Annotated in this window: 24 protein-coding genes; 15 read left to right on the top strand and 9 right to left on the bottom strand. The window is 68.3% G+C overall.

Annotated elements, in window-relative coordinates; translation table 11 throughout:
• Positions 1-67: 67 nt before the first annotated feature.
• A complete protein-coding gene (locus MSZK_RS13690) occupies positions 68-1,141 on the bottom strand; it encodes a class I SAM-dependent methyltransferase (protein ID WP_371411335.1) in 1,074 nt (357 codons plus the stop codon).
• Positions 1,142-1,417: 276 nt separating this feature from the next.
• Here MSZK_RS13690 and MSZK_RS13685 point away from each other — a divergent pair, with 276 nt between their 5' ends.
• Positions 1,418-1,888: a hypothetical protein gene (locus tag MSZK_RS13685; protein ID WP_142389923.1), complete on the top strand. Its 471-nt coding sequence runs from the start codon at positions 1,418-1,420 to the stop codon at positions 1,886-1,888.
• Between the two features lie 2 nt (positions 1,889-1,890).
• Here the strand turns inward: MSZK_RS13685 and MSZK_RS13680 are convergent, their stop codons facing one another.
• Positions 1,891-3,132 (bottom strand): chloride channel protein, encoded by a 1,242-nt coding sequence (locus tag MSZK_RS13680; protein WP_099248657.1) that lies wholly within the window; start codon positions 3,130-3,132, stop codon positions 1,891-1,893.
• Between the two features lie 40 nt (positions 3,133-3,172).
• On the opposite strand from MSZK_RS13680, the gene mshB reads away from it, so the two are divergent.
• Entirely contained in the window at positions 3,173-4,039 is an 867-nt protein-coding gene (gene mshB / locus MSZK_RS13675; protein ID WP_099248686.1) for an N-acetyl-1-D-myo-inositol-2-amino-2-deoxy-alpha-D-glucopyranoside deacetylase, read from the top strand.
• Positions 4,040-4,045: 6 nt separating this feature from the next.
• The gene (locus MSZK_RS13670) at positions 4,046-4,453 is read left to right on the top strand and encodes a hypothetical protein (RefSeq protein WP_099248655.1); all 408 of its coding nucleotides are present in this window, start codon (positions 4,046-4,048) and stop codon (positions 4,451-4,453) included.
• Here MSZK_RS13670 and MSZK_RS13665 read toward each other — a convergent pair.
• Entirely contained in the window at positions 4,450-5,406 is a 957-nt protein-coding gene (locus MSZK_RS13665; protein WP_099248653.1) for a hypothetical protein, read from the bottom strand. The genes MSZK_RS13670 and MSZK_RS13665 overlap by 4 nt on opposite strands.
• 228 nt (positions 5,407-5,634) lie before the next feature.
• Between MSZK_RS13665 and MSZK_RS13660 the strand changes: the two genes are divergently transcribed.
• A complete protein-coding gene (locus MSZK_RS13660; RefSeq protein WP_099248651.1) occupies positions 5,635-8,214 on the top strand; it encodes a bifunctional FO biosynthesis protein CofGH in 2,580 nt (859 codons plus the stop codon).
• A gap of 3 nt (positions 8,215-8,217) precedes the next feature.
• On the opposite strand, the gene MSZK_RS13655 is transcribed toward MSZK_RS13660, so the two are convergent.
• Together MSZK_RS13655 and MSZK_RS13650 are read right to left on the bottom strand one after the other, a co-directional pair.
• Positions 8,218-9,006, bottom strand: coding sequence for an alpha/beta hydrolase (locus MSZK_RS13655; RefSeq protein ID WP_099248684.1), 789 nt, complete (start codon positions 9,004-9,006; stop codon positions 8,218-8,220).
• A gap of 65 nt (positions 9,007-9,071) precedes the next feature.
• Positions 9,072-9,707 (bottom strand): TetR/AcrR family transcriptional regulator, encoded by a 636-nt coding sequence (locus MSZK_RS13650; RefSeq protein ID WP_099248649.1) that lies wholly within the window; start codon positions 9,705-9,707, stop codon positions 9,072-9,074.
• A 218-nt stretch (positions 9,708-9,925) separates the two neighbouring features.
• On the opposite strand from MSZK_RS13650, the gene MSZK_RS13645 reads away from it, so the two are divergent.
• Complete coding sequence (locus MSZK_RS13645) at positions 9,926-13,120, top strand: BTAD domain-containing putative transcriptional regulator (protein WP_233211289.1); 3,195 nt, start codon at positions 9,926-9,928, stop codon at positions 13,118-13,120.
• A gap of 91 nt (positions 13,121-13,211) precedes the next feature.
• Positions 13,212-14,078 carry an alpha/beta fold hydrolase gene (locus tag MSZK_RS13640; protein ID WP_199203326.1) on the top strand — a complete coding sequence of 289 codons (867 nt, stop codon included), beginning with the start codon at positions 13,212-13,214 and terminating at the stop codon, positions 14,076-14,078.
• Here the strand turns inward: MSZK_RS13640 and MSZK_RS13635 are convergent, their stop codons facing one another.
• The gene (locus tag MSZK_RS13635) at positions 14,079-14,942 is read right to left on the bottom strand and encodes an alpha/beta fold hydrolase (protein ID WP_099248643.1); all 864 of its coding nucleotides are present in this window, start codon (positions 14,940-14,942) and stop codon (positions 14,079-14,081) included.
• 192 nt (positions 14,943-15,134) lie between these two features.
• Between MSZK_RS13635 and MSZK_RS13630 the strand changes: the two genes are divergently transcribed.
• The 6 genes from MSZK_RS13630 (at position 15,135) to dapC (ending at position 18,597) form a co-directional block, all read left to right on the top strand.
• Positions 15,135-15,809, top strand: a complete 675-nt coding sequence (locus MSZK_RS13630; protein WP_099248641.1) for a type 1 glutamine amidotransferase domain-containing protein — start codon at positions 15,135-15,137, stop codon at positions 15,807-15,809.
• Positions 15,809-16,117 (top strand): putative quinol monooxygenase, encoded by a 309-nt coding sequence (locus tag MSZK_RS13625; protein WP_199203325.1) that lies wholly within the window; start codon positions 15,809-15,811, stop codon positions 16,115-16,117. The genes MSZK_RS13630 and MSZK_RS13625 overlap by 1 nt, the downstream gene beginning before the upstream one ends.
• 116 nt (positions 16,118-16,233) lie before the next feature.
• On the top strand, positions 16,234-16,617 hold the full coding sequence (locus tag MSZK_RS33425) for an alpha/beta fold hydrolase (protein WP_255414213.1): 384 nt from the start codon (positions 16,234-16,236) through the stop codon (positions 16,615-16,617).
• Positions 16,614-16,838: an alpha/beta fold hydrolase gene (locus MSZK_RS33420; RefSeq protein WP_255414212.1), complete on the top strand. Its 225-nt coding sequence runs from the start codon at positions 16,614-16,616 to the stop codon at positions 16,836-16,838. Before MSZK_RS33425 ends, MSZK_RS33420 begins: the two co-directional genes overlap by 4 nt.
• A gap of 259 nt (positions 16,839-17,097) precedes the next feature.
• Complete coding sequence (gene fdxA, locus MSZK_RS13615) at positions 17,098-17,421, top strand: ferredoxin (RefSeq protein ID WP_099248639.1); 324 nt, start codon at positions 17,098-17,100, stop codon at positions 17,419-17,421.
• A 45-nt stretch (positions 17,422-17,466) separates the two neighbouring features.
• Positions 17,467-18,597, top strand: a complete 1,131-nt coding sequence (dapC, locus tag MSZK_RS13610) for a succinyldiaminopimelate transaminase (RefSeq protein ID WP_099248637.1) — start codon at positions 17,467-17,469, stop codon at positions 18,595-18,597.
• Positions 18,598-18,635: 38 nt separating this feature from the next.
• Here the strand turns inward: dapC and MSZK_RS13605 are convergent, their stop codons facing one another.
• Together MSZK_RS13605 and MSZK_RS13600 are read right to left on the bottom strand one after the other, a co-directional pair.
• Positions 18,636-19,274 (bottom strand): MspA family porin, encoded by a 639-nt coding sequence (locus MSZK_RS13605; RefSeq protein ID WP_099248635.1) that lies wholly within the window; start codon positions 19,272-19,274, stop codon positions 18,636-18,638.
• 218 nt (positions 19,275-19,492) lie between these two features.
• Positions 19,493-21,055 carry a CdaR family transcriptional regulator gene (locus MSZK_RS13600; protein ID WP_099248633.1) on the bottom strand — a complete coding sequence of 521 codons (1,563 nt, stop codon included), beginning with the start codon at positions 21,053-21,055 and terminating at the stop codon, positions 19,493-19,495.
• An 84-nt stretch (positions 21,056-21,139) separates the two neighbouring features.
• On the opposite strand from MSZK_RS13600, the gene pruA reads away from it, so the two are divergent.
• Genes pruA through MSZK_RS13585 form a run of 3 tightly spaced genes read left to right on the top strand, consistent with a single transcriptional unit; the run spans position 21,140 to position 24,490 of the window.
• Positions 21,140-22,774 (top strand): L-glutamate gamma-semialdehyde dehydrogenase, encoded by a 1,635-nt coding sequence (gene pruA / locus MSZK_RS13595; protein ID WP_099248680.1) that lies wholly within the window; start codon positions 21,140-21,142, stop codon positions 22,772-22,774.
• Positions 22,771-23,730 (top strand): proline dehydrogenase family protein, encoded by a 960-nt coding sequence (locus MSZK_RS13590; protein ID WP_099248631.1) that lies wholly within the window; start codon positions 22,771-22,773, stop codon positions 23,728-23,730. The genes pruA and MSZK_RS13590 overlap by 4 nt, the downstream gene beginning before the upstream one ends.
• Positions 23,731-23,740: 10 nt before the next feature.
• On the top strand, positions 23,741-24,490 hold the full coding sequence (locus tag MSZK_RS13585) for a sulfite exporter TauE/SafE family protein (RefSeq protein ID WP_233211295.1): 750 nt from the start codon (positions 23,741-23,743) through the stop codon (positions 24,488-24,490).
• On the opposite strand, the gene MSZK_RS13580 is transcribed toward MSZK_RS13585, so the two are convergent.
• On the bottom strand, positions 24,462-24,683 hold the full coding sequence (locus MSZK_RS13580; protein WP_099248627.1) for a hypothetical protein: 222 nt from the start codon (positions 24,681-24,683) through the stop codon (positions 24,462-24,464). The genes MSZK_RS13585 and MSZK_RS13580 overlap by 29 nt on opposite strands.
• Between the last annotated feature and the right edge of the window lie 81 nt (positions 24,684-24,764).

The raw sequence follows: 24,764 nt of genomic DNA, 5'->3' as shown, positions 1-24,764 counted from the left end.
TTCCCGCACGCAAAAACCGGCTAACTTCGATGTCGGCGGCGGCCGGTCAGCGGTGCTGTGACGGGCGTCACGAAGAGGGTACCTCGCCCGGGGCCGCCGTAGCGGGCTTCTGGTAGACCAGCCACCGCATCTCGATGGGACGCTCGCCACGCGGCACGTCGAAGACGTCCTGGCCGCTGACCCACTCGGCATACCAGCTGGTGGGAGGCCACGCCTGCGGCGGCAGATGCTCCTTCTCGTAGTCGTACACCGACTCGTCGGACACCAGTCGCAGCGGGAGCCCGGCCAGCGCTTCGGCCATCTGCGGTTGGGTGAAGATGCTGGTGTAGCACTGTTGGCCCAGCTGAAGGGCCGCGTCGTCGGGCGGGTAGTCACGATGGGCGACGAACGCGTTGAACACCAGCCGGCCACCGGGTGCCAGGCACTGTGCGGCGAGGTCGAACACCCCGCGCAACTGGTCGGCCGAGCGGAAGTCCGATACCACTTCGGACAACACGATCAGCTGGTAGTCGCGGCGCAGGTCGGCCAGGGTGGCGAAGATGTCGCGCACGAGCACCCGCACATTCAGCGACTCCGCCAGGGCTGCGGCACCGATGCTGTCGGCGAACGATGCCGTCATCTCGACCACGTCGACGGGGTGGCCGCGCCGGGCCAGCGCGAGCGCATTGCGGCCGGTGCCTGCACCCAGGTCGAGGATCGGGAACGCGCCGGGATCGGCCGCCGCGCCGGCCAGCGCCCACACCCGCGCGTCGGGCTCGGAGCCGAACAGCGGTGGCTCGCGGGTGGCGATCCAGTTCTCGTAGGCGCCCTCGACCGACCACCAGCGGCTCTTCACGTGATAGTTCAGCACGGTGCCCACCGGGGCCTCGTAGGAGATCACGATCTCCGAGCGGGGCGACGCGGTGAACGCCTCGTCGAGCTGGTCGCGCAGGATCGCGCGCAGATGGTCCAGCTGCTCGTCGGTGAATCCGCGGCCTAGGCTCGCGAAGAGCCCGGCGCACATGGTCACGTAGTCCTCGAGCATGGCCGGCACCGCGGGCAGGCTGATCTCACCGGTGGCGATCGAACGCCGGTGCAGGCGGCGAGCCATTGCCTGGTGAAGCGAGGACCCATTGTTCGGCGCAAGCGGCGAATTTCCCACCACGTCCTTGTACCCGATACCGCGGCGGTTGTCAGTGGCCGTCACCCGAACGTTTGCTTGCCGCAAAGATCCGTGTGCCAAAAATGGCGGGCAGTGATCGGAAATAGGCCGATCGTGATGAGTTGTCCGTCGTCGCTGGTGACTGTCGATTTTCGAAACTGGCAATCCTCTTACCGCGCGCGACGAGGCCCAGATATGTTGATGCGCTGGGATTTACGGTAGCGAAAACGCGGAAATCGCCGCACGCGGCGCGGTCGGCGCCGATATGGTCAGGTGATGGCAGATGGCGAAGGCGCCGAACTTGGTTATGCGCCAACGCTTACCGTGCCGACAATTTGGCATCGCCTGGCGCCATTGGCTTTTCCGTTGGCGGTGCTCGCGCTCGGCGTGTCGATCTGGGCGCTGGTGTCGGATTCGGCCGGCGGCGCCGAGAGCGCCGGGCTGCCCGGCGACCCGAAGGTCCGCGCGTGCACCGCCTTCCACATGGTGACCACCATGCAGACACGCAACGATCTAGGGTCCGCCGATGCGAGCCTGGCACTGGTCGGCGCCGGTGACTATCTGTTGCGCCAGCTCGATGCCGACACCCCGACGCAACTCGCCGACGCGATCCGGGCCTTCGCCCGCTCCCTGCAGGACATCGGGATGAACGCACTGGCCGGCGTGCACGCCAGCGATCCCCGGCAGGCGGCGCGGCAGGCCGAGGGCGACTTCGACCGCAAGCAGGTCGCCGACTTGTGCAGCTGATCTCAGCGGGGTGTGCGGCGACCGGTCGCCCGCTGGTTGAGCCGACCGTCGAGCAGGTGGGCGGCCGTGGCCGCGGCGGCGAACACGATCAACAGCCACCAGGGTGGGCGGGCCAGCTCCCAGACGAACAGTGCGGCCCACGCGGGCGCGCCCTGGGTGATGGCCAGCACCCCGGCGGCGCAGGCCAGTGACACGGCCGGGACGCTGACCGTCAGCGGTGTCCAGGTGTTGATCGCGACCGCGACCAGTGAACCCAGGGCGGCACCGGTGGCCAGCGCCGGGGTGAGCATGCCGCCGACGGCGCCTGCGCGCAGGAACAGCGCCGTCAGCAGCGGCTTGAGCAGCAGGATCACCGCGGCCGAGGCGAGGGTCAGACCGCTGCCGACGCTGACGGTCAGCACGCTCTTGCCGTTGCCCGGAAGTTCGGGCCACCAGTGGGACGACACTCCGACCAGCAGCCCGGCTCCGGCGATCGCCGGGATCAGCAGCCAGGAGTCGCCCACCTTGTGCGCTTTGGCGTATTCCATCAGCCGGTTGAACCCTCTGCCCACTGCCAGCGCCAGGGGGGAGAGCAGGACCGCGAGGCCCGTCAGCAGGTAGGAGAGATCCGGGTCGGGCCAGTGCAGGGGCACCTCGAGGTGGGTGACCGGGGCGGCGACCGCCACCGCGAGGGCGGAGGTGATCAGCGCTGTCCCGACCGTTCGCAGGCCCCAGCTACGGACGACGATCTGGATCGCGAACAGCGCGCCACCCATCGGAACGCTGTAGACCGCGGCCAGACCGGCGCCGGCCGCGCAGCCGAGCAGGATGCGCCGATCGTGCGCGGTCAGTGCCCACCGCGAGGTGCCCAGATCGCCCAGCGCTGCGGCGAATTGCCGCGGCGCGCCCTCGCGGCCCAGCGACGCGCCCGCGCCGACCAGCAGGACCTGCAGCCCGGCGTCCAGCGACAACGCCAGCCGGGGCAACGGACCGGGCGCGCTGATGGCATCGGTCAGCGAGGGCACCCGCATCCGTCGGCGCAACAGCCACCAGCCCAGCCCGGCCAGGGCGCCGCCGATCATCGGGCCCACGGCCCGCCGCACCGGGCTCGAGCCGGTGACTCCGTCCAGCAGCGTCCCGAAGCTGTAGTGATAGGTGAGGTGCTCGACCGCGTGCAGCACCACCGTCGTCGCGGCGCCGGCGAGCCCGGCCAGCAGGCCGATCGCCATGACCGCGCAGCCGAACTCCAGGTCGCGCCGCTTCACGGGCCGAATCTATGTCACCGACCCCGGTAGGGTGACCCACGTGGCTTCGCAGGAGACTCCGCGGTTGTTGTTCGTGCACGCCCACCCCGACGACGAGACGATGAACAACGGCGTCACCATCGCCCGCTACGTGCAGCAGGGCGCCGAGGTCACCGTCGTCACCTGCACTCTGGGCGAAGAGGGCGAGATCATCGACGATCGCTGGCTGGGGCTGGCCGTTGACCGGGCCGACCAGCTCGGTGGCTATCGCATCGGCGAACTGACGACCGCCCTGCAGCACCTGGGCGTGCCCGGACCGAGGTTCCTGGGCGGGGCCGGCCGCTGGCGCGACTCGGGCATGCCCGGCACCCCTGACCGCAGCCACCCCAAGTTCGTCGACGCCGATGTCGACGAAGCGGCCGGACTGCTGGCCGCCATCATCGACGAACTGCGCCCCCACGTGGTGGCCACCTACGATCCCGACGGCGGCTACGGCCACCCGGACCACATCCAGACCCACCGCGTCACCACCGCCGCCGTGGCGGCCGCGTCCTGGCGGGTGCCCAAGTTCTATTGGGGAGTCATCGGCGCCACCGCTTTTCGCGACGGCGTGAACGCGCTGTCGGACTCCGATGTGCTGGCGGACTGGATCCGCCCACCCGCCGACGTGGTGTTCGGCTTCACCGACGACAAGATCACCGCCGTCGTCGAGGCGCCCGAACACGTGGCGGCCAAGGTGGACGCCATCGCCGCGCACGCCACCCAGATGCTCGTCGGGCCGACCCGGCGAGCCTTCACGCTGTCCAACAAGCTCGTCCTGCCCGTGTTGGCCGCCGAACACTATGTGCTGGTCGAGGGAGTCGCGGGCCCGACCGACGAGCGTGGTTGGGAGACCGACCTTTTGGGCGGTCTCGGCTTCGGACGGTAGGCCGGGTTGGCGCAGCGACGACAGGACCCGGGGGCTACCGACCCGGCGATCCGCAGCGTGGTGCTGACTCTGCTGGCGGTGGATGGCGTCCTCTCGGCGGTCGCCGGCGCGCTGCTTCTGCCGTTCTATCTGGGGCCGGTGCCGTTCCCGATCAGCGCTCTCGTGAGCGGCCTGTTGAATCTGGCGCTGGTGTGGGCGGCCGCGCACTGGACGGACTCCGCCCGGCTCACCGCGTTGCCCCTGTTGACGTGGCTGGCCACCGTCGCGGTGTTGACCCTCGGTGGGCCCGGCGGTGACGTCGTGTTCGGCGGGCCCGGGGTGATGGGCTACTCCGTGCTGGTGTTTCTGGCGCTGGGCAGCGCACCGCCGGCCTGGTTTCTGTGGCGGCGCAACCGTCCGGGTTCAGACAGCTAGTCGCCCGAGCCGGCCTTGTCCGCTTTCGGACCGTGCTTGCGTGCCGAACCGGCGGTGGAGCGCTTCTTACCGGTGTCACCGTCGGCAGCCTTGGCCGAACCGCTCTTACCGCTCGCCGCGTCGGCGCCGGCCTTGGTGGTCTTCGAGGCTGCCGACGGGGTCACGGCGCTGGGTGTCGCGGCGCCATCGGTGGCGTCGACGACTGTCGTGTCGGGCGTGGCATCGGCCGTATCGGAGGACTGCTTGGCCACCTGCGGACGTGCGGAATGTCCGGTGCCCGAACCCTTGACGGTCGACGTCTGTTCGGCGGTCGACTCGCTCTTGGCCGCGGCCGCCGGAACCCTGGTCGCCGCGAACGGCAGCGGCGGCAGTGGCGGCAGCGGGATCGGGAACCAGGCCAGGCTCCAGAAGTACGCGACCTCCTGTTGGACCACGGTGTTGAGCCCGATCCGCGCGGTGTTCGCGATCGCGGTCAGGCCGTTGGCCCACACCGTCGGGTTCCAGAAGTCGTTGACGACCGGGTCGAGGAAGTCATACACGAAGCTGTCCATCACCGGCAGCGTGAAGTTCGGGTACCAGATATAGATCTGATCGCTGATGAGGTAGCCGAAGGGGATCCAGCCCAGCAGCCACGGGCCGAGTTCCAGCGACAAGTAGTTCGCCCAGTATCTGATGACCCCATAGGCCGCGTCGATGGCGTTGGAGGCGCTGTTGTCGGCCTGTGCCGCGGCCTTGGCCGTTGGTTGCTGGACAGCGGGGGCCGGAGCGGTCTGGCCCAGCACTGCCGCAGCCGTGTCGACCTGGTTGACCAGCGGCTGCACCGCTGCCGACAGGCGCACGGCGGCCGCGGTGGTCGGCGTCGGAGTCGATGGCTGCACCGGGGCGATCGCCATGGCTCCGACGAGCATCGCCGCCGCACCCGCAGTCAGATAGGAACGGGTGGACACGGACATGGAAGAACCCCCTGCTTGGATTACAGCTAATAATGACAATCTACGGTGCCGACCGGCAGCTCGGACAAATTTCTTTGCCGTGTTGGGATGTTTCTGTGATCGTCGGCGGCCGTTGAGACACCGGGTCGCGCCGTGCGTCAGGGGTACTACTGTGTGGACCATGTCCGTCACCCGAGTTTGGTGTGAGACGCGCGGAATGATTTCCCAGCTGTCGACGGTTACCCGGGAGTGGCCCTGAACTCGCAGCCCAACAGCCCGCTCCCTACACCGGTCGTCCCGCCGCGGTCTGAAGCTCCGTCGCCTGCCGCGATGAGACGGGTCCTGCGCCGTGCCCGGGACGGAGTGGCCCTCAACGTGGACGAGGCGGCGATCGCGATGACCGCCCGCGGCGAGGACCTGGCCGACTTGTGCGCCAGTGCCGCCCGCGTGCGCGACGCCGGCCTGGAATCGGCCGGCCGGCGCGGGCCCCACGGGCGGCTGCCGGTGACCTACTCGCCCAAGGTGTTCATCCCGGTGACGCATCTGTGCCGCGACACCTGCCACTACTGCACGTTCGTCACGGTGCCCGGCAAGCTGCGCGCCGAAGGGCGCGGGATGTACCTGGAGCCCGACGAGATTCTCGACATCGCCCGCCGCGGCGCCGAACTCGGCTGCAAAGAGGCCCTGTTCACCCTCGGTGACCGGCCGGAGGCGCGCTGGCCCGAGGCGAGCCAGTGGCTCGACGAGCGGGGCTACTCCTCGACGCTGGACTATGTGCGGGCCATGGCGATCCGGGTGCTGGAGGAGACCGGTCTGCTGCCGCACCTGAACCCGGGCGTGATGAGCTGGGCCGAGCTGTCCCGGCTCAAGCCGGTCGCGCCGTCGATGGGCATGATGCTGGAGACCACGTCGCGCCGGCTGTTCGAGACCAAGGGCGCGGCGCACTACGGCAGCCCCGACAAGGATCCCGAGGTGCGTTTGCGCACCCTGACCGACGCGGGCCGGCTGTCGATCCCGTTCACGACCGGGCTGCTGGTCGGCATCGGGGAGAACCTGGCCGAGCGGGCCGACACCCTGCACGCGATCCGGCGGCTGCACAAGGAGTTCGGCCACATCCAGGAAGTCATCGTGCAGAACTTCCGCGCCAAGGACCACACCGCGATGGCGGGCGCGCCGGACACCGCGTTCGATGATTTCGTCGCGACGGTGGCCACTGCACGGCTGGTCCTGGGCCCCGGCATGCGGATCCAGGCGCCGCCGAACCTGGTGTCCCGCGCGGAGTGTCTGGCACTGCTCGGTGCCGGAGTCGACGATTGGGGCGGGGTGTCGCCGCTGACGCCCGATCACGTCAACCCCGAGCGGCCGTGGCCCGCGCTGGACGAGCTGTCGGCGGTGACCGCCGAAGGTGGCTTCGACCTCGTCGCGCGGTTGACCGCCCAGCCGCGCTATGTGCAGGCCGGTGCGGCCTGGATCGATCCGCGGGTGGCCGGCCACGTCGCGGCGCTGGCCGACCCCGACACCGGCTTCGCACTCGACGTGAATCCGGCCGGCCGGCCCTGGCAGGAGCCCGACGAAGCCAGTGAATCGTTGGGGCGCACCGACTTGCACGCCGCGATCGATTCCGAGGGGCGGCGCACCGAGACCCGCAGCGATCTGGGAAGTGCGTTCGGGGACTGGGAGTCGATCCGTGACACGGTGGAGCAGTTGGCCGCCCGCGCTCCTGAACGCATCGATACCGACGTGATGTCGGCACTTCGCTCCGCGGAGCGCGACCCCGGCGGCTGCACCGACGACGAATACCTGGCGCTGGCCACCGCCGACGGGCCGGCGCTGGAAGCGGTGACCGCCCTTGCCGACTCGCTGCGGCGCGAGGTGGTCGGTGACGACGTCACCTTCGTGGTGAACCGCAACATCAACTTCACCAACATCTGCTACACCGGCTGCCGATTCTGCGCTTTCGCCCAGCGCAAGGGCGACGCCGACGCCTATTCTTTGTCCACCCAGGAGGTGGCCGACCGCGCCTGGGAGGCCCACGTCGCCGGTGCGACCGAAGTGTGTATGCAGGGCGGTATCGACCCGGAATTGCCGGTCACCGGGTACGCCGACCTGGTTCGCGCGGTCAAGGCCCGGGTGCCCTCGATGCATGTGCACGCCTTCTCGCCGATGGAGATCGCCAACGGAGTCACCAAGAGCGGCTTGAGCATTCGGGAATGGCTGACCGGGCTGCGGGAAGCCGGCCTGGACACCATCCCCGGCACGGCGGCCGAGATTCTCGACGACGAGGTGCGTTGGGTGCTGACCAAGGGCAAACTGCCCACCTCGATGTGGGTGGAGATCGTCAGCACGGCTCACGAGGTCGGGCTGCGGTCGAGTTCGACGATGATGTACGGCCATGTCGACACCCCGCGGCACTGGGTCGGGCACCTCAACGTGCTGCGCGGCATCCAGGACCGCACCGGCGGATTCACCGAGTTCGTTCCGCTGCCGTTCGTGCACCAGTCCTCACCGCTGTACCTCGCCGGGGCGTCGCGGCCCGGACCCACTCACCGGGATAACCGCGCGGTACATGCACTGGCCCGAATCATGCTGCACGGCAGGATTTCCCAGATTCAGACCAGCTGGGTCAAGCTCGGTGTCGAGCGGACCCAGGTGATGCTCAACGGCGGGGCCAACGACCTGGGCGGGACGTTGATGGAAGAGACCATCTCCCGGATGGCCGGGTCGGAGTACGGATCGGCCAAGACCGTCGCCGAACTCGTGGCGATCGCCGAGGGAATCGGCCGTCCGGCGCGCCAACGCACCACGACCTACGCCGACCGCGCGGCCTGAGCGTTAGAGGTTCTGCGCCTTCAGCCAGGTCAACGCGACGTCGGCGACGTCCGGCCAGCCGTGGTCGACGATCAATGAATGACCTCTGCCGCCGAACTCGTGAAAATCGGTGACCGCCGACGATTTCGCGTACTTCTTGTAGGCACCCCGCGCGGTCACCAGGGGCACCGTGTGATCCTCGGTGCCGCCGGTGATCAGCAAGGGTCCGCGTGCGGTGTTCGCGGTGTCGGCCGTGGCGGGGGAGTGCAGCGCGAAGTTGGCCGTCCCCACTTCGAACAATGGCTTGCCCGGTGACGGGATCGCCCACTGTTCCCACAGCGCATCGGATTCCGTCTCCGACAGTGCATTGCCGAAGCCGTAGCGCCATTGCGCCTTGGTCAAACCCTTGGCCCGGCCGAGATTGAGGGGATTGCCCAGCACGGGGAACGCCGAACGCAACTGCGTCAGCGGGAGGGCCCGGATGCCCTTGATCGGAGCAGGATTGATGGCGACCGCGGCGGCCAGCTTGTTCTGGCCGAGCAGCAGCTGGGCGATCAGACCACCGAACGAGTGTCCGACCGCGATGGGCGGGGTATCAAACTGCCCGACGATCGCCGCGAAGTGATCGGTGATCTGACGCAAGCCGAATCCGGCTTGCGCGGAGGGGTTTTCGCGGGTGGCGGCGAGGGTCTCGGCCTCGCCGGGCCAGCGTGGCGCGATCGCCCGATAGCCCTCCTGGGCGAATCGGTCGATCCACGGCTGCCAGGAGCTGTGCGTTACCCACAGCCCATGGATGAAGACGACATCGGTCATGGTGGCGACGGTATGTCGGCGCACTTGACCGCGACTGGACGACCACTGAACACGGCCGGCGTCGGTCAGTTCGTGATCACGTCCGCGATGCTGTGGCGGAACTGTCTGTGGAGGAAGTCCTGCGCCCGCCGCTGCGGCCAGCCCAACACGGTGATGGTGAAGTGAAAACCGTTCTGCGGTCCGTAGTGGTAGAGCGTGATGTCGGCGAAGTCCTCATCGGTGAACGACGTGGGGAACCGCGCCAGGGTGCGAACTTTCCCGGCGATCTGGCACAGCGCTTCGCGATGGCGCAGGGTGGCCTGGCCGAGTGAAGCGGCGGCCGCCTCGTCGTGGACGGCGGTCGCCAGCACGAGCTGGACGATGTCGTCGTAGCGGCGCCAGAATTCCAGGTACGAATCGGAGAGCACCGCCGCCACCTCGTCGAGCGAGGTGGCGGCGGTGACCAGATCGAGTGTGCCGGCGACCAATTCCGATGTGGTCCAGATGTCCATCAGCGTGCGCAGCAGGCCCTGCTTGCCGCCGCACTGCTGGTATACCGTCCCCGCCGAAACTCGGCTGGCGGCGGCGATGTCGCTGATTGTCGTGGCGTAGTAGCCCCGCTCGGCGAAGAGGGTGCGTGCGGACTGGACCACCGCCGCGCGGGTTTGTTCGGCGTACTCGTCGCGTCGCGTGCGGGGACGTTCCGGCGGGCGGTCGGTCATGCCGGAGCGCGGTACGGGTTCATATCACTGGGCATGGTAACAGTGCAGCGATGGTCCACCGAATGTACTTTCTGTGAGTCTGTTGTGGACTAGGTTAACTCACTGTAGCCTCACTACAGTGAGTACGGTCAGGCCGGCGCGGTGATGTCGGAGCGCAGCGGGCGAAGTCCTCGACCCCTCGACGGTGGTTGAGCCAGATGGATTGGGCCGCAGGGACTGTGACCTCCACCGATGAGCAACTGCGATTCCAGATCCTGGGACCGCTGCGGATCTGGCGCGGTGACGTGGAACTCGAGGCCGGCCCACGCCAACAACTCTGTCTGCTCGCGGTATTGCTGGCCCGTGCCGGGCAGCCGATGAGTACGGGTCAGTTGATCGACCTGATCTGGGGCAACCACGCTCCGGACAGCGCGCTGAACGTCATCCACAAATATGTCGGCGCGCTGCGCCGGGTGTTCGAACCATCGCTGTCGGCCCGCAGCTCCGGAGCACACCTGTTCCGGCACGGCAACGGCTACCTGTTCACGCCGGGGCCGGCGATTCTGGACCTGACCGAGTTCCAGCGCCTCGTCCAGATCGCCAAGCTCGCGCTCGGCGACGACCAACCCGAGGTGGCACTCGACAACTACGATCGGGCGCTCAGCTTGTGGAAAGGTGCCGCCGGCGACGGCCTGGATCACGGATCGTCGGTGGCCGCGGTGTTCGCCACGGTCAACAACTGCTTCTTCGAGGTGTGTGTGGCCGCATCGGAATTGGCGGTGTCGCAGTCCTCCCCGCACCGCATCACCACGCCGCTGCGGCTGGCCGCCGAGATGGCACCCTTGAATGAACCGGTGCACGCGGCGCTGATCTCGTTGCTCGGTGCGGCAGGCCAACAAGCCGAGGCGCTCGAACTGTACCGTCTCACCCGCCAACGACTCGCCGACGAACTCGGCATCGACCCGGGCCAGGCACTGCTGCGGGCCCATCAGCGGGTGCTGACCCATCACCCGGTGCCGAGCAGTGGTGGTGCCGACCGGCACCGGTCAGATCCGCCGGCCTCCGCGCCGGTGCGGTCGGCGATGTTCGTCGGTCGTCTACCGGAGTCGGCCGCGGTCAGCGAAGCGATGGACCGCGCGCTCGCGGGCGGTACGGGACTGGTGCTCATCGAGGGCGAACCGGGCATCGGCAAGACCAGACTGCTGGAGGAGACCTGCGCCGGCGCCGGTCAGCGTGGGGCCCTGATCGCGTGGGGCAACAGTCCGCCATCGGCGGGCACGCCGGCGATGTGGCCATGGGTGCAGGCGATCGGGGCGGTACTGGCCGACCATCCCGAGGAGACGCAGCGGCGTTGGCGAGTCGGCGAACTCGGCCACCTCCTGGATTCCGCCTCGGGGGATCTGCCGCCGTTGTTGCCCGACAGTGGCGCGCGGTTCCGCCTGTTCGAGCGGGTGACCGCAGTGATCCGCGAGGCCGCCGCCGCGCGCCCGGTCGTGCTGGTCATCGATGATCTGCACTGGGCGGATCTGCCGTCTCTGGAACTGTTCGCGCACATGGCATCGCGCCTTCCCGACGGTGTCGCGCTGGTCGGTGCGCTGCGGGACAAGGCGCCGGTGCCTCGGGGCGAGCTGACGCGCATGCTGGCCAGCGCGAGCCGAGTGCCCGGCGTACGCCGGGTCCGCCTCGAGCCCTTGTCCCCACCACACGTCGCCGACCTGATCCGAATCGAAACCGGGCGAGAACCCAGCGCCGACGAAGCCGGCACCATCCACGGCCGCACGGCAGGTAATCCGTTCTTTGTTCGGGAACTGTCCCGGCTGCTGGCCACCCGCGATGCGGTCGCCGGTGGGACGGCGTCCCATCAGGTACCCGCCACGGTGCGCGACATCGTCCTCGACCGAGTCGCCGAGGTCACCGACGTGGGTAAGCAGCTGCTGTTCACGGCCGCACTGATCGGGCGTGACGTCGAGCTGCGGGTGCTCGCTCCCGCTTCTGGGCTCGCGCTCGACGAGTGCCTGGACCACCTCGAGCCGCTCGACGACCTCGGCCTGCTCACCGGAACCACAGATCCGTTGTGGTTCAGCTTTGTTCATGACCTGGTACGCGACGCGGTCATCGAGCTGATGCCGGCCCACCGGGCCAGTCGACTGCATGCCCGGATCGCCGATGCGCTCGAATCCCGGCCGCTGGACGGGGAGCCGGTCGAAGAGCGACTCGCTCACCACTTACGGGCTGCCGGGCCGTGCGTGGAGCCGGACCGGACAGTCGATGCGCTCATGCGGGCCGCCGCGCTGATGGTGAACAAATGCGCCTTCGAGGCTGCCGAGCAGAACCTGCACGCTGCCGTGACGGTATCCCGCCAGGCGGCGCTGGCGCAGCGGGAGCTGGCTGCGCTGGCGCAGCTCACCGCGATGGTGGGCATGCGGTCGATGTACGGGTCCGCCGGGCTGCGCGATCTGCTGGAGCGCGCCGAGCAGGTGGCCGCCTCGCTCGGACGGGAACGCGATGCGGCCGGGTTCCGCTATTCGCGCTGGGCCTCCCATGCCCAGGCGCTCGAACTTGACACTGCTCGCCCATTGGCGCAACGGCTGCTCGAACAGGGATGTGCCTCAGCTGATCCCGTCGTTCGGTCGTACGGCTTGCAGGCCTGGGGAATCCAGCAGTGGAATGCCGGTGAGGTCGGTGAGGCGTATCGCCACCTCGAGCGCTGCAGGCAATCACTGCTGGAGGAACTGCGCACAGACATCGAGGACCCGGTGTGTCGCGATCTGCAGTGGCTGATGACGGGAATGCTCGCCGAGACGACCGCGCTGCACGGCGACATCGCCTCGGCGACCTCGCTTTTCGATGCCTTGCGATCCGCTGCGGGGGATGAGCCCTACCTGATCACGGTGTGGGCGACGATGGCGTGCCGGGTCGCCGCGCTCGCCGGCGACCCGCACTGGGCCCACCAGATGGCCGCGCTCGGCATCGCGGTGGACCCCGGATTCCATTTCACCTTCCTCGGGACATACCTGCGGTTGGCCGGCCTCTGGGCGGCGGCCATGACCGGTGATCGACCGGGGGACTCCGCCGCCGACGCCGAGAGGCTCATCGCGACGAACCTGCTCGACCCTCCTCGGTCGTGTGTGGCGACCTGGTACGTGCTGCTGGCCGAGATGTGGCTCGAGGCAGAGGATCACGACCAAGCCGAACGAGCGCTCGACCGAGCCGAGCAGTGCATGCACACCTATGGCCAGCGTTATCCGGAGGGCCTGCTGCTGGTGATGCGGGCGCGCCTGCTGCATGCGCGTGGGGCCCGGGTCAGCCAGGTGCGCGCCGCCGCACAGCACGCCCGGTCGGTGTCCGAGCAGCGCGAGGCGCATCTGTTCGCGCAGCGTGCCCAGGCTCTGCTCGACGAACTCGTACCCGCCGCCCGACGGTGCGCGGTCTGACGGTCGCGGTCCATTGCTCGTCCAGTAACGGTCAACAGCGGGCGAATAGCTTCGCAGGCAGGTCATCCGATCGCCCTGACAGGAGTTCATCGTGAGCGTTACCCGCTACCACACCGTCACCATCGACGGGCTCGACGTGTTCTACCGGGAGGCGGGCGACCCGTCGAACCCGACGCTGCTGCTCCTGCACGGGTTCCCGTCGAGCTCGCACATGTTCCGCAATCTGATCTCGTCCTTGGCCGACTCGTATCATCTGGTCGCACCCGATCACATCGGGTTCGGACGGTCCTCGATGCCGACGATTCACGAATTCGACTACAGCTTCGACAATCTGACCGCCGTCACCGAGAAGCTGATCGCGCGCCTGGGGCTGGAGCGATTCGCCATCTACATCCACGATTACGGCGCACCGATCGGTCTGCGCATCGCCAGTTCGGCCCCGGAGCGGATCACCGCCATCATCACCCAGAGCGGCAACGCTTATCTGGAGGGCTTCACGCCGTTTTGGGACATCCTGTTCGCGCATGCCAAGGACCGCGCCGCCAACGAGCGCGGTGTCCGCGAGTACTTCACCGCTGCCACCACGTATTGGCAGTACACCCACGGTGTTCCCGCCGACCGCCTGGACCTCATCGCACCCGAGGCCTGGCTGCTCGACCAGGCCGGGCTGGATCGCGAAGGCAACGACGAGGTGCAGCTGCAACTGTTCTGGGACTACCAGTTCAACCTGGACGGGTATCCGGCATTCCAGGAGTATTTCCGCACCCACCAGCCGCCTCTGCTGGTCACCTGGGGGCGCAACGACGAGATCTTCGGCGCCGCAGGGGCAGAGGCCTTCCGGCGCGATCTGCCCAACGGTGAGTACCACCTACTCGACACCGGCCACTTCGCGCTCGAGACCCACGGCGCCGAGATCAGCGGGTACATCCGGGAGTTCCTCGGAAAGGTTGCCGGCTAGTCAGAGATTGGCGGTGAGGAAGGCGCGCACCAACGGCACCGTTTCGTCGAGCGCGCTTTCCAGCAGGAAGTGACCGCCCTCGAGCAGGTGCACCTCGGCGTTGGGCAGATCGACGGTGAACGCCGCGGCACCGTGTGGCCCGAACACCGGGTCGCTGCGACCCCACACGGCCAGAAGGGGTACCTGCGAGGCGCGAAAGTACTGGTGCACAGCGGGATACAGCGGGGGATTGCTGGCATAGTCCCGGAACAGGGCGAGCTGGACCAGATCGTTGCCCGGTCGGGACAACCGGGCATGGTCGGTCAGCCAGGTGGTGGGGTCCACCAGCGACTCGTCGGCGACCCCGCAGAGGTACTGCCATCGGGTGGTCTCCAGCGTGAGCGCTTCGCGAACAGCCGACTCGGTGTGCGGATTCTGATGCGCCCAATACGCCCAGACTCCTCGGAAGAAGTCCGGCTGGAACCCTTCCTGATACGCGTTGCCGCTCTGACTGATGATTGCCGCGATCGAGGAGGGATCGCGCAATGCCAGCCGCCAGCCGATGGGCGCGCCGTAGTCGTGGACGTACAGGGCGTATCGGTGGACGCCGAGGTGGCGGAGCAGACCGGCGGTGAGATCGGTCAGGGAATCGAATGTGTAACCGAACTCGGTGACCGCCGGGGAGTCGGACAGGCCGAACCCCAGATGATCCGGCGCGATGACATGCCACCGGTCGGCAAGTAACGGAAGCAGGTTGCGGAACATCGAGGAACTGGTCGGAAAGCCATGCAGTAGAACGAGGATGGGTGCGCCATCGGGGCCGGCCTCCCGGTAGAACAGCCGGTGGGAGTCGATGACCGCGAATCGATGGTGGATGGCGGGCATGGGCCGAATGCTACGAACGCCTAGTTGACGATCACTGGAGTGCCGGGTTCAGTGTGCGATGCCGCGCGCCGGTATCCACTTCGCGTCCAGTGGTCGTCAACAGCGGCTCGCTACCGTCGACCACATCGACACCTGCCCACCGGAGAACTGCCGTCATGCTCGCAACCACTGCTGTCCCTAGGAGGTGCATTCATGAGCGTTCCGTACGTGTTGTTCGTCGCGACAAACGCCGCCGTCATCGGACCCAACAATCGAGCCACCGGCTTCTTCTTCCCGGAGATCGCCCATCCCTTTCAGGAGCTCGACAAGAAAGGGATCGCCGTCGAGTTCGCCACGCTCCTGGGCGGCAAGCCCCCCGAGGACGGCTTCGACCCGGCCGACACCACACAGACCTCCTTCAAGGAGACCGCGGCCTACCGTCGACTGTCGCGCAGTCGCAAGCTGTCTGAGGTCGACGTGCTCGACTACGACGCGGTGTTCTTCCCCGGCGGTCTGGGGCCGATGGTCGACATCACCGGCAACCCTGACGTGCAGGACACCGTGCGCCGCGCGTGGGATGCCGGGCTGATCGTTTCGGCGGTCTGCCACGGACCGTCGGCGTTCCTGGGCGTCACCCTTGACGACGGCTCTGCGCTGGTCCGCGGCCGAAGGCTCACCTCGTTCTCGGACGCCGAAGAGAACGGCTACGCCGATCAGGACGTGCCGTTCGATCTGGAGGCGGCGTTGAAGGAGGAGGGCGCTCTCTACGAGGCGACCGAGCCATGGCACCCCCACCTTGTCGTCGACGGGCGATTGATCACCGGACAGAACCCGCAATCCGGCACTGTGATCGGCCAAGCTCTGGCGGATGCGTTGAAGCGGATCTGATGGAGACTCCGGCATCGGTTGTGGTGATCGCGCGCTGGCAGACCACTGAAGCCGACCTCGACACCGTCCTGACCAGTATCGCCGCGCTGGGCAGGCTTTCGGCTGCCGAGCCGGGGTGCGTCAGTTATCAGGCCTTTCAGGAATCCGATGACCCGACGTCGCTGGTGTTCGTCGAGCATTACCGCGATGAGGATGCGCAACAGGCGCACGCGAACTCACCGCACTACCAGGAGTATGTGGTCGAACGCATTCGCCCGCTCCTTACTGAACGACACGTGGAGATCCTGCGAGTCCGGGAACTGGCATAGGAGTACCAGCGAAGATGAAGAACCGGTATGGCCGTGCTCTGCTAGCTGTATTCGCCGCAACCGCAGTCGCTTTCGCTTTCGGTGCGACGCCGTCGCACGCGGCCCCGCCGAGCGCGGTGACCATTGTCATGGTGCACGGCGCGTGGGCGGACACCTCGAGTTGGGACGGCGAGATCGCGGTGCTGCAGGCCAAGGGGTATCGGGCGCGGGCGATCGCGAATCCGTTGCGGAACCTGAGCACGGATGCGGGCAGCGTTGCGTCCTTTGTCCACAGTGTCGACGGACCGGTAGTACTCGTCGGACATTCCTACGGCGGATCGGTGATCTCCGAGGCCGCCGCCAGCAGTCCTAACGTCAAGGCGTTGGTCTTCGTCGACGGCTATGGGCCTGCGCCGGGCGAATCCGCCAGTGATCTCAACGGCGCGGGCTCGGTGCTGAAGACGCATCCGGACAACGAGCTCTTCGACACGGTGCCATTGCAACGTCCACCTCGGCAGTGACAACCCCCAATACCGCGGCGGCGTGGCAGACCATCCCGTCGTGGGCGTTCATCAGCACCGGCGATCAGATCATCACGCCGGCGTCCAAGCAGTTCATGGCACAGCGCGCGGGGGCCATCATCACCACGTTCGATGGTGGCTCCCATCTGAGTTTGATCAGTCATCCCGACGCGGTCGCTGCGGTGATCGAAGCCGCGGTGGCCGCAGTCGACAACGGTTAGGCGCACTCTGGCGTCCCACGACAGCGCTGTTGACTCCTCGGACGGTGTCGTCACGGCATCTGCGGGTGTAGCTGGTTAATATACGAAACGTCTAGTATCAGTAACCGCGCGGAACACCTGCGGGACTGGTACTGGGTAGACCACAAGTTAGGGCACACTGAGTCGGCTATCCGGCCACCGGCATCGGATACTAGGCGTTCTCAGCGCCCGCGCGAGACACACAGCCACACCGAAGAGCAGACAGACCGAGGAGAGCTCAGTGACGTACGTGATCGCCGAACCCTGCGTCGACATCAAGGACAAGGCCTGTATCGAGGAGTGCCCGGTCGACTGCATCTACGAGGGCGCACGCATGTTGTTCATCCACCCCGACGAGTGCGTCGACTGTGGCGCGTGCGAGCCGGTCTGCCCCGTTGAGGCCATCTATTACGAGGACGACGTCCCGGATCAGTGGTCGGCCTACACCCAGATCAACGCCGACTTCTTCGCCGAGCTCGGTTCGCCCGGCGGTGCGTCGAAGGTCGGCCAGACCGACAACGACCCGCAGGTGGTCAAGGATCTGCCGCCCAAGGAAGAGGACTGACGCCTCCCATCCCGTTGCGCGCGCGGCGCCGTCCGGTATCGGCTGATGTCTGATTCCCCGGCTCCTCCTCCTCGCTACGCTCGGCATCGTCGCTCGGCGGCGCTGCCGGAGTTTCCGTGGGACACCCTGGCCGAGGTGACCGCCGTCGCGCGGGCTCACCCCGGCGGCATCGTCGACCTGTCGGTCGGAACCCCGGTCGACCCGGTGGCGCCGGTGATCCGGGAAGCGCTCGCGGCGGCCAGCGGGGCATCGGGCTACCCGACGACCGCGGGCACCCCTGCGCTGCGGGCCTCGGCGGTCTCGGCGCTGCACCGCCGCTACGGCATCACCGGGCTGGCGGAGCAGGCCGTCCTGCCGGTGATCGGCACCAAGGAACTCATCGCCTGGCTGCCGACCTTGCTGGGGCTGGGCGCCGACGATCTGGTCGTGGTGCCCGAGCTGGCCTATCCGACCTATGACGTGGCCGCCCGGCTGGCCGGCGCCCGGGTGCTCCCGGCCGATTCGGTGACCCAGCTCGGTCCGGAGTCGCCCTCGGTGGTGTTCATCAACTCGCCGAGCAACCCGACGGGCAAGGTGCTGGGTCGCGACCATCTGCGCAAGGTCGTCGACTGGGCCCGCGAGCGCGGCACCCTGGTGGTGTCCGACGAGTGCTATCTGGGCTTGGCCTGGGAGGCCGAGCCGACCTCGGTGCTGCATCCCTCGGTCAGTGGCGGTGACCACACCGGGCTGCTGGCGGTGCATTCGCTGTCGAAGAGTTCGTCGCTGGCGGGGTATCGGGCCGGCTTCGTCGCCGGCGACCCCGAGGTGGTGGCCGAGTTGCTGGCGGTGCGCAAGCACGCCGGGATGATGGTGCCGACACCGGTTCAGGCGGCGATGGTGGCCGCCCTCGACGATGACACCCACGAACGCGAGCAGCGGCAGCGCTATGCGCGCCGCCGCGATCTCCTGCTGGCCGCGTTGCGGTCGGCGGGGTTCACCGTCGATCACTCCGAGGCCGGGCTGTACTTGTGGGCCACGCGCGGCGAGCCGTGCCGGACGACGCTGTCCTGGCTGGCCGAGCGGGGCATCCTGGTTGCGCCTGGCGAGTTCTACGGCGCCCGGGGTGCACACCACGTTCGGGTGGCGCTGACCGCAACTGACGAACGAATCGCCGCCGCGGTGGAGCGGCTGGGCTAGCCGGCCGCCCCACCCAAGCGGAGGTCAGATCGCTTGTGTCAGTTCATGTTCCAGGGTTCGCCGTAGGTGGTGACGCTGTCACCGGCCTTGGAGATGAGCCGGGCGAACGGACGCAGCAGCACACCGCCGGCCGCACCGGTCACGGTGCCGTGGGCGTTGGCCACCGCCACCGAGCCGTTGGGGCCTTCGACGTCCACCGAGAAGGTGGCGACTTCCTGGATACCGGGGCCGTTGCCCAGGTCGGCGCTGATCGACACACCCGGGAACAGGTTCGGGGTGATCACCGAGCCCAGCGGGTTGAAGCCCGTCGGGGAGATGTCAGCGTCGTCCAGCAGGATGTTGGGCGTGGTGTAGCTGAAGTTGATGCCCACACCCAGCGACCACGGGAAGCCCACCTGGTAGCCCAGCTCCAAGGTGCCCGCGAACTCGTCGGCACCCGGGCCGACCACGCTGTAGACAGCCTTGCCGGAGTGGAACCACTCACGGGTCAGCCGGTTGCGGTCCAGGGGGAACACGCCGTTGAGGAAGGTGTCCCACTGCTGAATCGTCATCGTGCGGCCACCGCCGTCGACCAGACTCAGTTCGTTGTCCAAACCTGCGTGCGAGGTGCCTGTCCCGACGAACAACGCCGCGACGGCGGCGATCATCGCCACCAGCACTCGACCCATACTTTTCATGCTGACCCCTTGGTGCTCAGTGGTTCGACGGTGATCGGCGGGCCCGGTCACCGAGGTTTTGTGCGCCCGGACAGGCGATGGACCCGGCGCGGAATCACCGCGTGACGGGGCTCACAACCAGTCATGACAAAAGCCTCATCGGCAACAGATGCAACATTGTTACCAGGTGTGGGAAAAATTTTCTCGACAACTGCGGCGCGGCTACTTGACGGCGTCGGTCAGGCGGTGGCCCGCAGGCCCAGTGCCAGCAGTAGGCGGACGTCGGGGTCGGCCAACGAGGTGGAGAGTACCTGCTCGATGCGGCGCACCCGGTAGCGGACCGTGTTGGGGTGCACGTGCAGCGCCGCCGCGGTCGCGGTGACGTCGCCGAAACAGTCCAAGTACATCCCCAGCGTCTCGGCCAGCGCGGGTTCGGCCTCGCGCAGCCGGCGCACGCGCGGATCGACCAGACGTTCGTCGCCGGCCACCAACGTGACGATCTCGTCGAGCAGCACCGTCGTGCGGGCTTCGGCCAGGGTGGTCACCCGGCCGATGGACACCGGGTGGCGTTGCGCGCTGTCCAGCACCCGGTCGATCTCCCGGCGGGTACCGGCCACCGCGGCCAGGCCTGCGACCGGGGCCGCGATCACCGCGCGCAGATCCAGCCCGAGTTCGGAGCGCAGGGTGGCGATCGTGCCGCGGATCCACGACACCACCGCGGCGGTGCGCCCGGAGTCCGGCAACACCACGTACACCCGCGAGCCGTGGGCGGCCACCTGGGCGTCGGGCCGAAAAGCGCTGGCGCTCAACGCCAGGACGTCGGCCGCGCGAGCGTGCGAGTCGTCGGTGACGAAGCCGACCACGGCCGCGCGCCCGTCGGCGGTGACGCCGAGTTCACGCGCCAGAGTGGCGGTGTCCGTGCCGTCGCCGTCGGCCAGCCCGAGCAGCTGCTGCACGGCCAGCAGGTGAGCCGACGGCCGCGCCGTCAAGCGGGCCATGATCCGGGCGGCCAGCACCGCCGCACCCCGCAGCACCTCCTCGACGTCGTCGGCCAGCGGTCGTGCCCCCTGCTGGACCCAGATGGTGCCGGAGAACGTGGGGGACTGGGGGCGATGGATGCCGATCGCCAGCCGCGGCCGCAGACCCAGTTCGGGACGCTCGTCGACGGCCACCACGTCGGCGCCGGCGCGCAGCCGGTCGAAGATGCCCCACTGGGCGATCCAGCGCAGGTGCTCCGGCGGGCCGGCGCGGCCCAGGATCGACAGCCGGCGCAGTTCGTCGGCCTCGTCGTTGGAGGCCGAGTACGCCAGCACATGCGACTGCGCGTCCTCGATGCTGACCATGCCGTGGGTGCGGTCGGCAATGGATTGCGCCAGGGCGAACAGATCGGTGCCGGAATCCGGGACCGAGTCGGTCCGCCGGTGCTCGAAGACGTGGTTGACCAGGCGGTACACCCGCTCCCACCGAGCCTTCGGGTCGACGGCGACCACCGCGGTACCCGCCGTGACCGCCCGGTCGACGACCGCCTCGGCGGGTTGCTTGGCGAAGATCGCCGCCGGTGGGCCGTGCGCGGCGATCTGTCGGTCCAGCCATCGAAGAGCGTCGGCATCGGAAATCCCGAGCAGGAAGAACACGTCCGCCGAGCCCGCACTGACCGACAGGCCCAGCCGCACGTCGTCGGCGTCGATCAGCGCGGCCGAGCGGACCGGCCGGTCCAGGCCGCGCGGCGCCTCCACGAGCCTGACCAGCGTGGAATCCAGGGCCAGCACCAGCTGACCCAGCCCGACCCCGGCCTCACGCATGTTGTCGTATTCTACTAGCCCACCACAGCAGACTTGGCTGATCCGCCAACAGTTCGGCGAGTGTCGGGCGCGATCCTGAAGGGCATGGACGCCAGCACCGAAGTTCCCGTTCCCGCCAACGAGCCGGTTCACGATTACGCACCCCACTCCGCCGAACGAGCCCGACTGACCGCAGCCCTGCACGAGCTCGCCGCGGGACCCATCGACCTGCCGCACGTGATCGGCGGACGGCACCGGGTCGGGGACGGCGAGCGGATCGACGTCGTCATGCCACATCGGCACACCGCCCGGCTGGGCACCCTGACCAACGCCACCGCCGCCGACGCCGCCGCCGCAGTGGACGCGGCGATGGCCGCCAAGAACGAGTGGGCGGCGACATCGTTCGACGACCGGGCCGCGGTGTTCCTGCGCGCCGCCGACCTGCTGGCCGGGCCGTGGCGGGAGAAGATCGCCGCCGCCACCATGCTCGGCCAGTCCAAGACCGCCTACCAGGCTGAGATCGATGCCCCCTGCGAACTCGTGGACTTCTGGCGGTTCAACGTCGCCTTCGCCCGGCAGATTCTGGCGCAGCAGCCGAACAGTGCCCCGGGCGTGTGGAACCGCACCGACTACCGCCCGCTGGACGGCTTCGTCTATGCGATCACCCCGTTCAACTTCACCGCGATCGCCGGGAACCTACCGACCGCGCCCGCGCTGATGGGCAACACCGTGGTCTGGAAGCCGTCGATCACCCAGACCCTCTCCGCCTACCTGACGATGCAGCTGCTCGAGGCCGCCGGCCTGCCGCCGGGGGTGATCAACCTGGTGACCGGAGCCGGATACGCGGTCTCCGATGTGGTGCTCGCCGACCGGCGGCTGTCCGGTATCCACTTCACCGGCTCGACCGCCACCTTCCAGCAGCTGTGGCGCGAGGTCGGCACCCGCATCGCCGACTACGACAGCTACCCCCGGCTGGTCGGGGAGACCGGTGGCAAGGATTTCGTTGTTGCCCACACCTCGGCTGACCCAGATGTGTTGCGTACCGCACTGATTCGCGGTGCCTTCGACTACCAAGGCCAGAAGTGCTCGGCGGCGTCACGTGCGTTCATCCCGCGGTCGGTATGGCAGCTGATGGGGGACGACTTCCTGGCCGCCACCGAGGCGTTGACCTACGGCGATGTCAGCGACCTGTCGAACTTCGGCGGGGCGGTCATCGACGCTCGTGCGTTCGCCAAGAATGCCCGAGCGATCGAGCGGGCCAAAAGCGCGCCGGGTGTCACCATCGCGGTCGGCGGCGAATGTGACGACAGCGAAGGCTATTTCGTGCGCCCGACGGTCCTGCTGTCCGACGACCCGAGCGACGAGGCGTTCGGATGCGAGTACTTCGGGCCGATCCTGGCCGTGCACGTCTACCCCGACGACGAGTTCGACGCCGTGCTCGACGTCGTCGATGGCGGGTCGCGCTACGCGCTGACCGGCGCGGTGATCGCCGATGACCGGGCGGCCGTCGCGAGAGCGGCCGATCGGCTGCGATTCGCCGCGGGCAACTTCTACGTCAACGACAAGCCGACCGGTGCGGTCGTCGGCCAGCAGCCGTTCGGCGGGTCGCGGGCCTCGGGCACCAACGACAAGGCCGGCTCGCCGCTGAACCTGCTGCGCTGGACGTCGGCGCGGTCGATCAAGGAGACCTTCGTCCCGCCCACCGAACACACCTACCCGCACATGGGGGTGCCGTCGTGAGCGCCTTCACCCGCCTCGCGCGACCTGCGATCCTGGCGGCGGGCCGGTCAGACCGGTTGCGCCACAGCGTCGAACGCCTGCCGGTGGCCCGCGACGTGGTCAGCCGGTTCGTGCCCGGTGAGGGTGTCGACGACGCGCTGGCCACCACCCAGACGCTGCGAGACTCCGGCCGGTTGGTGAGCATCGACTACCTCGGCGAGGACGTCACCGACACCGATACGGCCGAGGCGACCGTCACTGCCTATCTCCGGTTGCTCGACGCGCTGGGCGCCCGCGGCGAGGATCAGGATGCGGCCGTGCGGCCGCTGGAGGTGTCGCTGAAACTGTCCGCCCTCGGCCAAGCACTGCCCGCCGACGGCGACAAGATCGCGTTCGAGAACGCCCACACCATCTGCCGGCGGGCCCGGCAGGTCGGTGCCTGGGTGACCGTCGACGCCGAGGACCACACGACCACCGACTCGACGCTGTCGATCGTGCGGCAGCTGCGCACCGAGTTCGCCTTCGTGGGAACGGTTCTGCAGGCCTACCTCAAACGCACCGAAGCCGACTGCGCCGAGTTCGCGGCGGCCGGTGCCCGGATCCGGTTGTGCAAGGGCGCCTACGACGAACCGACGTCGGTGGCCTATCGGGACGCCGGCCAGGTCACCGAGTCCTACCTGCGCTGCCTGCGCACCCTGATGGCCGGTGCCGGCTACCCGATGGTCGCCTCCCACGACCCGGTGATCGTCGCGGCGGCGGGCGAGATGGCACACGAATTCGGCCGTGGTGTGCCGGAATTCGAATATCAGATGCTTTACGGTATCCGCGACACCGAGCAACGTCGACTGGCCGACGAGGGCAACCGTGTCCGGGTGTACGTGCCCTTCGGCAGCCAGTGGTACGGCTATTTCGTCCGCCGACTTGCCGAACGCCCGGCCAACCTGATGTTCTTCCTGCGAGCCCTGACACATCGATAGGACCTACATTCTGAGCACACTGGACGCCGTCACCCTGCTGATCGCCGGTGTACTCGGTGGGTTGACCGGCAGTATCGCCGGGCTGGCGTCGGTGGCCACGTATCCGGCGTTGCTCGCGTTCGGGTTGCCGCCGGTGATCGCCAACGTGACCAACACCGTCGCGCTGGTGTTCAACGGCATCGGCTCGGCCTGGGGGTCGCGTCCGGAGTTGGCCGGGCAGGGCCGCTGGTTGCTGCGGATGGCCCCGGTGGCGGCCGCGGGTGGCGCCACCGGCGCGGTGCTGCTGCTCACCACCTCGGCGGACGCGTTCGAGAAGGTGGTGCCGGTGCTGCTGGGCGTCGCCTCGCTGGCGATCGTCGTGCCCCGCGGCTCGCCCCATCCAGGCCTCCGGCGTCGCCGGGTCGTTCTAGCCGAAGCGGCGGCGATCTTCGGCATCTCGCTCTACGGCGGCTACTTTGGCGCCGCCGCCGGAGTGTTGTTTCTGGCCCTGCTGCTCAACGCCGGGGCGGACAGCCTGGCGCACGCCAACGCGGCCAAGAACGTTCTGCTGGGACTGGCCAATTGTGTTGCGGCCGTGCTGTTCATCGTGCTCGCGCCGGTGCACTGGGCGGCGGTTGTCCCGCTCGGCGCGGGCTGCCTGATCGGATCCCGGCTGGGCCCGGTGGTGGTGCGGCATGCGCCGGCCACCGCGCTGCGGATCGTGATCGGCATCGCCGGACTGGTGCTGGCGGTCACACTCGGGATCGACGCGTACCGCTGAGCGCGGGTGCCACGGCGACCAGGGCCATCCCCGCGGCGAACCCGGCGGTCGCCGGCACGGGGAAACGCCCGTCGGGAGCGAACCCCAGCGTGGCGAACACGGTGATGGTGACCGCGATGGCCACCGTGCCCGCATAGAGCATGACCTCGCCCGCCCACGGCGGGACACCGACCGCGACGGTCGGCAGGAGCAATGATCAGAACCTGTGGATCCCGGGAGGACGCACCTTCCCGGATGATGATCTTTGACGAAACAGGATTCTGATCAAGACCAG

The sequence above is a fragment of the Mycobacterium sp. shizuoka-1 genome (assembly GCF_002723835.1).
Taxonomy (GTDB): domain Bacteria; phylum Actinomycetota; class Actinomycetes; order Mycobacteriales; family Mycobacteriaceae; genus Mycobacterium.
Note: the sequence above shows the minus strand (reverse complement) of the source record. Positions and strands in the feature narration are given on the sequence as shown.

Excerpts from the sequence above, each read along its gene's own strand:
- MSZK_RS13605 (WP_099248635.1), bottom strand. The coding sequence starts at position 19,274 with ATGAAAAGTATGGGTCGAGTGCTGGTGGCGATGATCGCCGCCGTCGCG.
- MSZK_RS13685 (WP_142389923.1), top strand. The coding sequence starts at position 1,418 with ATGGCAGATGGCGAAGGCGCCGAACTTGGTTATGCGCCAACGCTTACC.
- MSZK_RS13625 (WP_199203325.1), top strand. The coding sequence starts at position 15,809 with ATGGAGACTCCGGCATCGGTTGTGGTGATCGCGCGCTGGCAGACCACT.
- MSZK_RS13630 (WP_099248641.1), top strand. The coding sequence starts at position 15,135 with ATGAGCGTTCCGTACGTGTTGTTCGTCGCGACAAACGCCGCCGTCATC.
- MSZK_RS13600 (WP_099248633.1), bottom strand. The coding sequence starts at position 21,055 with ATGCGTGAGGCCGGGGTCGGGCTGGGTCAGCTGGTGCTGGCCCTGGAT.
- MSZK_RS13655 (WP_099248684.1), bottom strand. The coding sequence starts at position 9,006 with ATGACCGATGTCGTCTTCATCCATGGGCTGTGGGTAACGCACAGCTCC.
- MSZK_RS13650 (WP_099248649.1), bottom strand. The coding sequence starts at position 9,707 with ATGACCGACCGCCCGCCGGAACGTCCCCGCACGCGACGCGACGAGTAC.
- dapC (WP_099248637.1), top strand. The coding sequence starts at position 17,467 with ATGTCTGATTCCCCGGCTCCTCCTCCTCGCTACGCTCGGCATCGTCGC.
- MSZK_RS13635 (WP_099248643.1), bottom strand. The coding sequence starts at position 14,942 with ATGCCCGCCATCCACCATCGATTCGCGGTCATCGACTCCCACCGGCTG.
- MSZK_RS13665 (WP_099248653.1), bottom strand. The coding sequence starts at position 5,406 with ATGTCCGTGTCCACCCGTTCCTATCTGACTGCGGGTGCGGCGGCGATG.
- pruA (WP_099248680.1), top strand. The coding sequence starts at position 21,140 with ATGGACGCCAGCACCGAAGTTCCCGTTCCCGCCAACGAGCCGGTTCAC.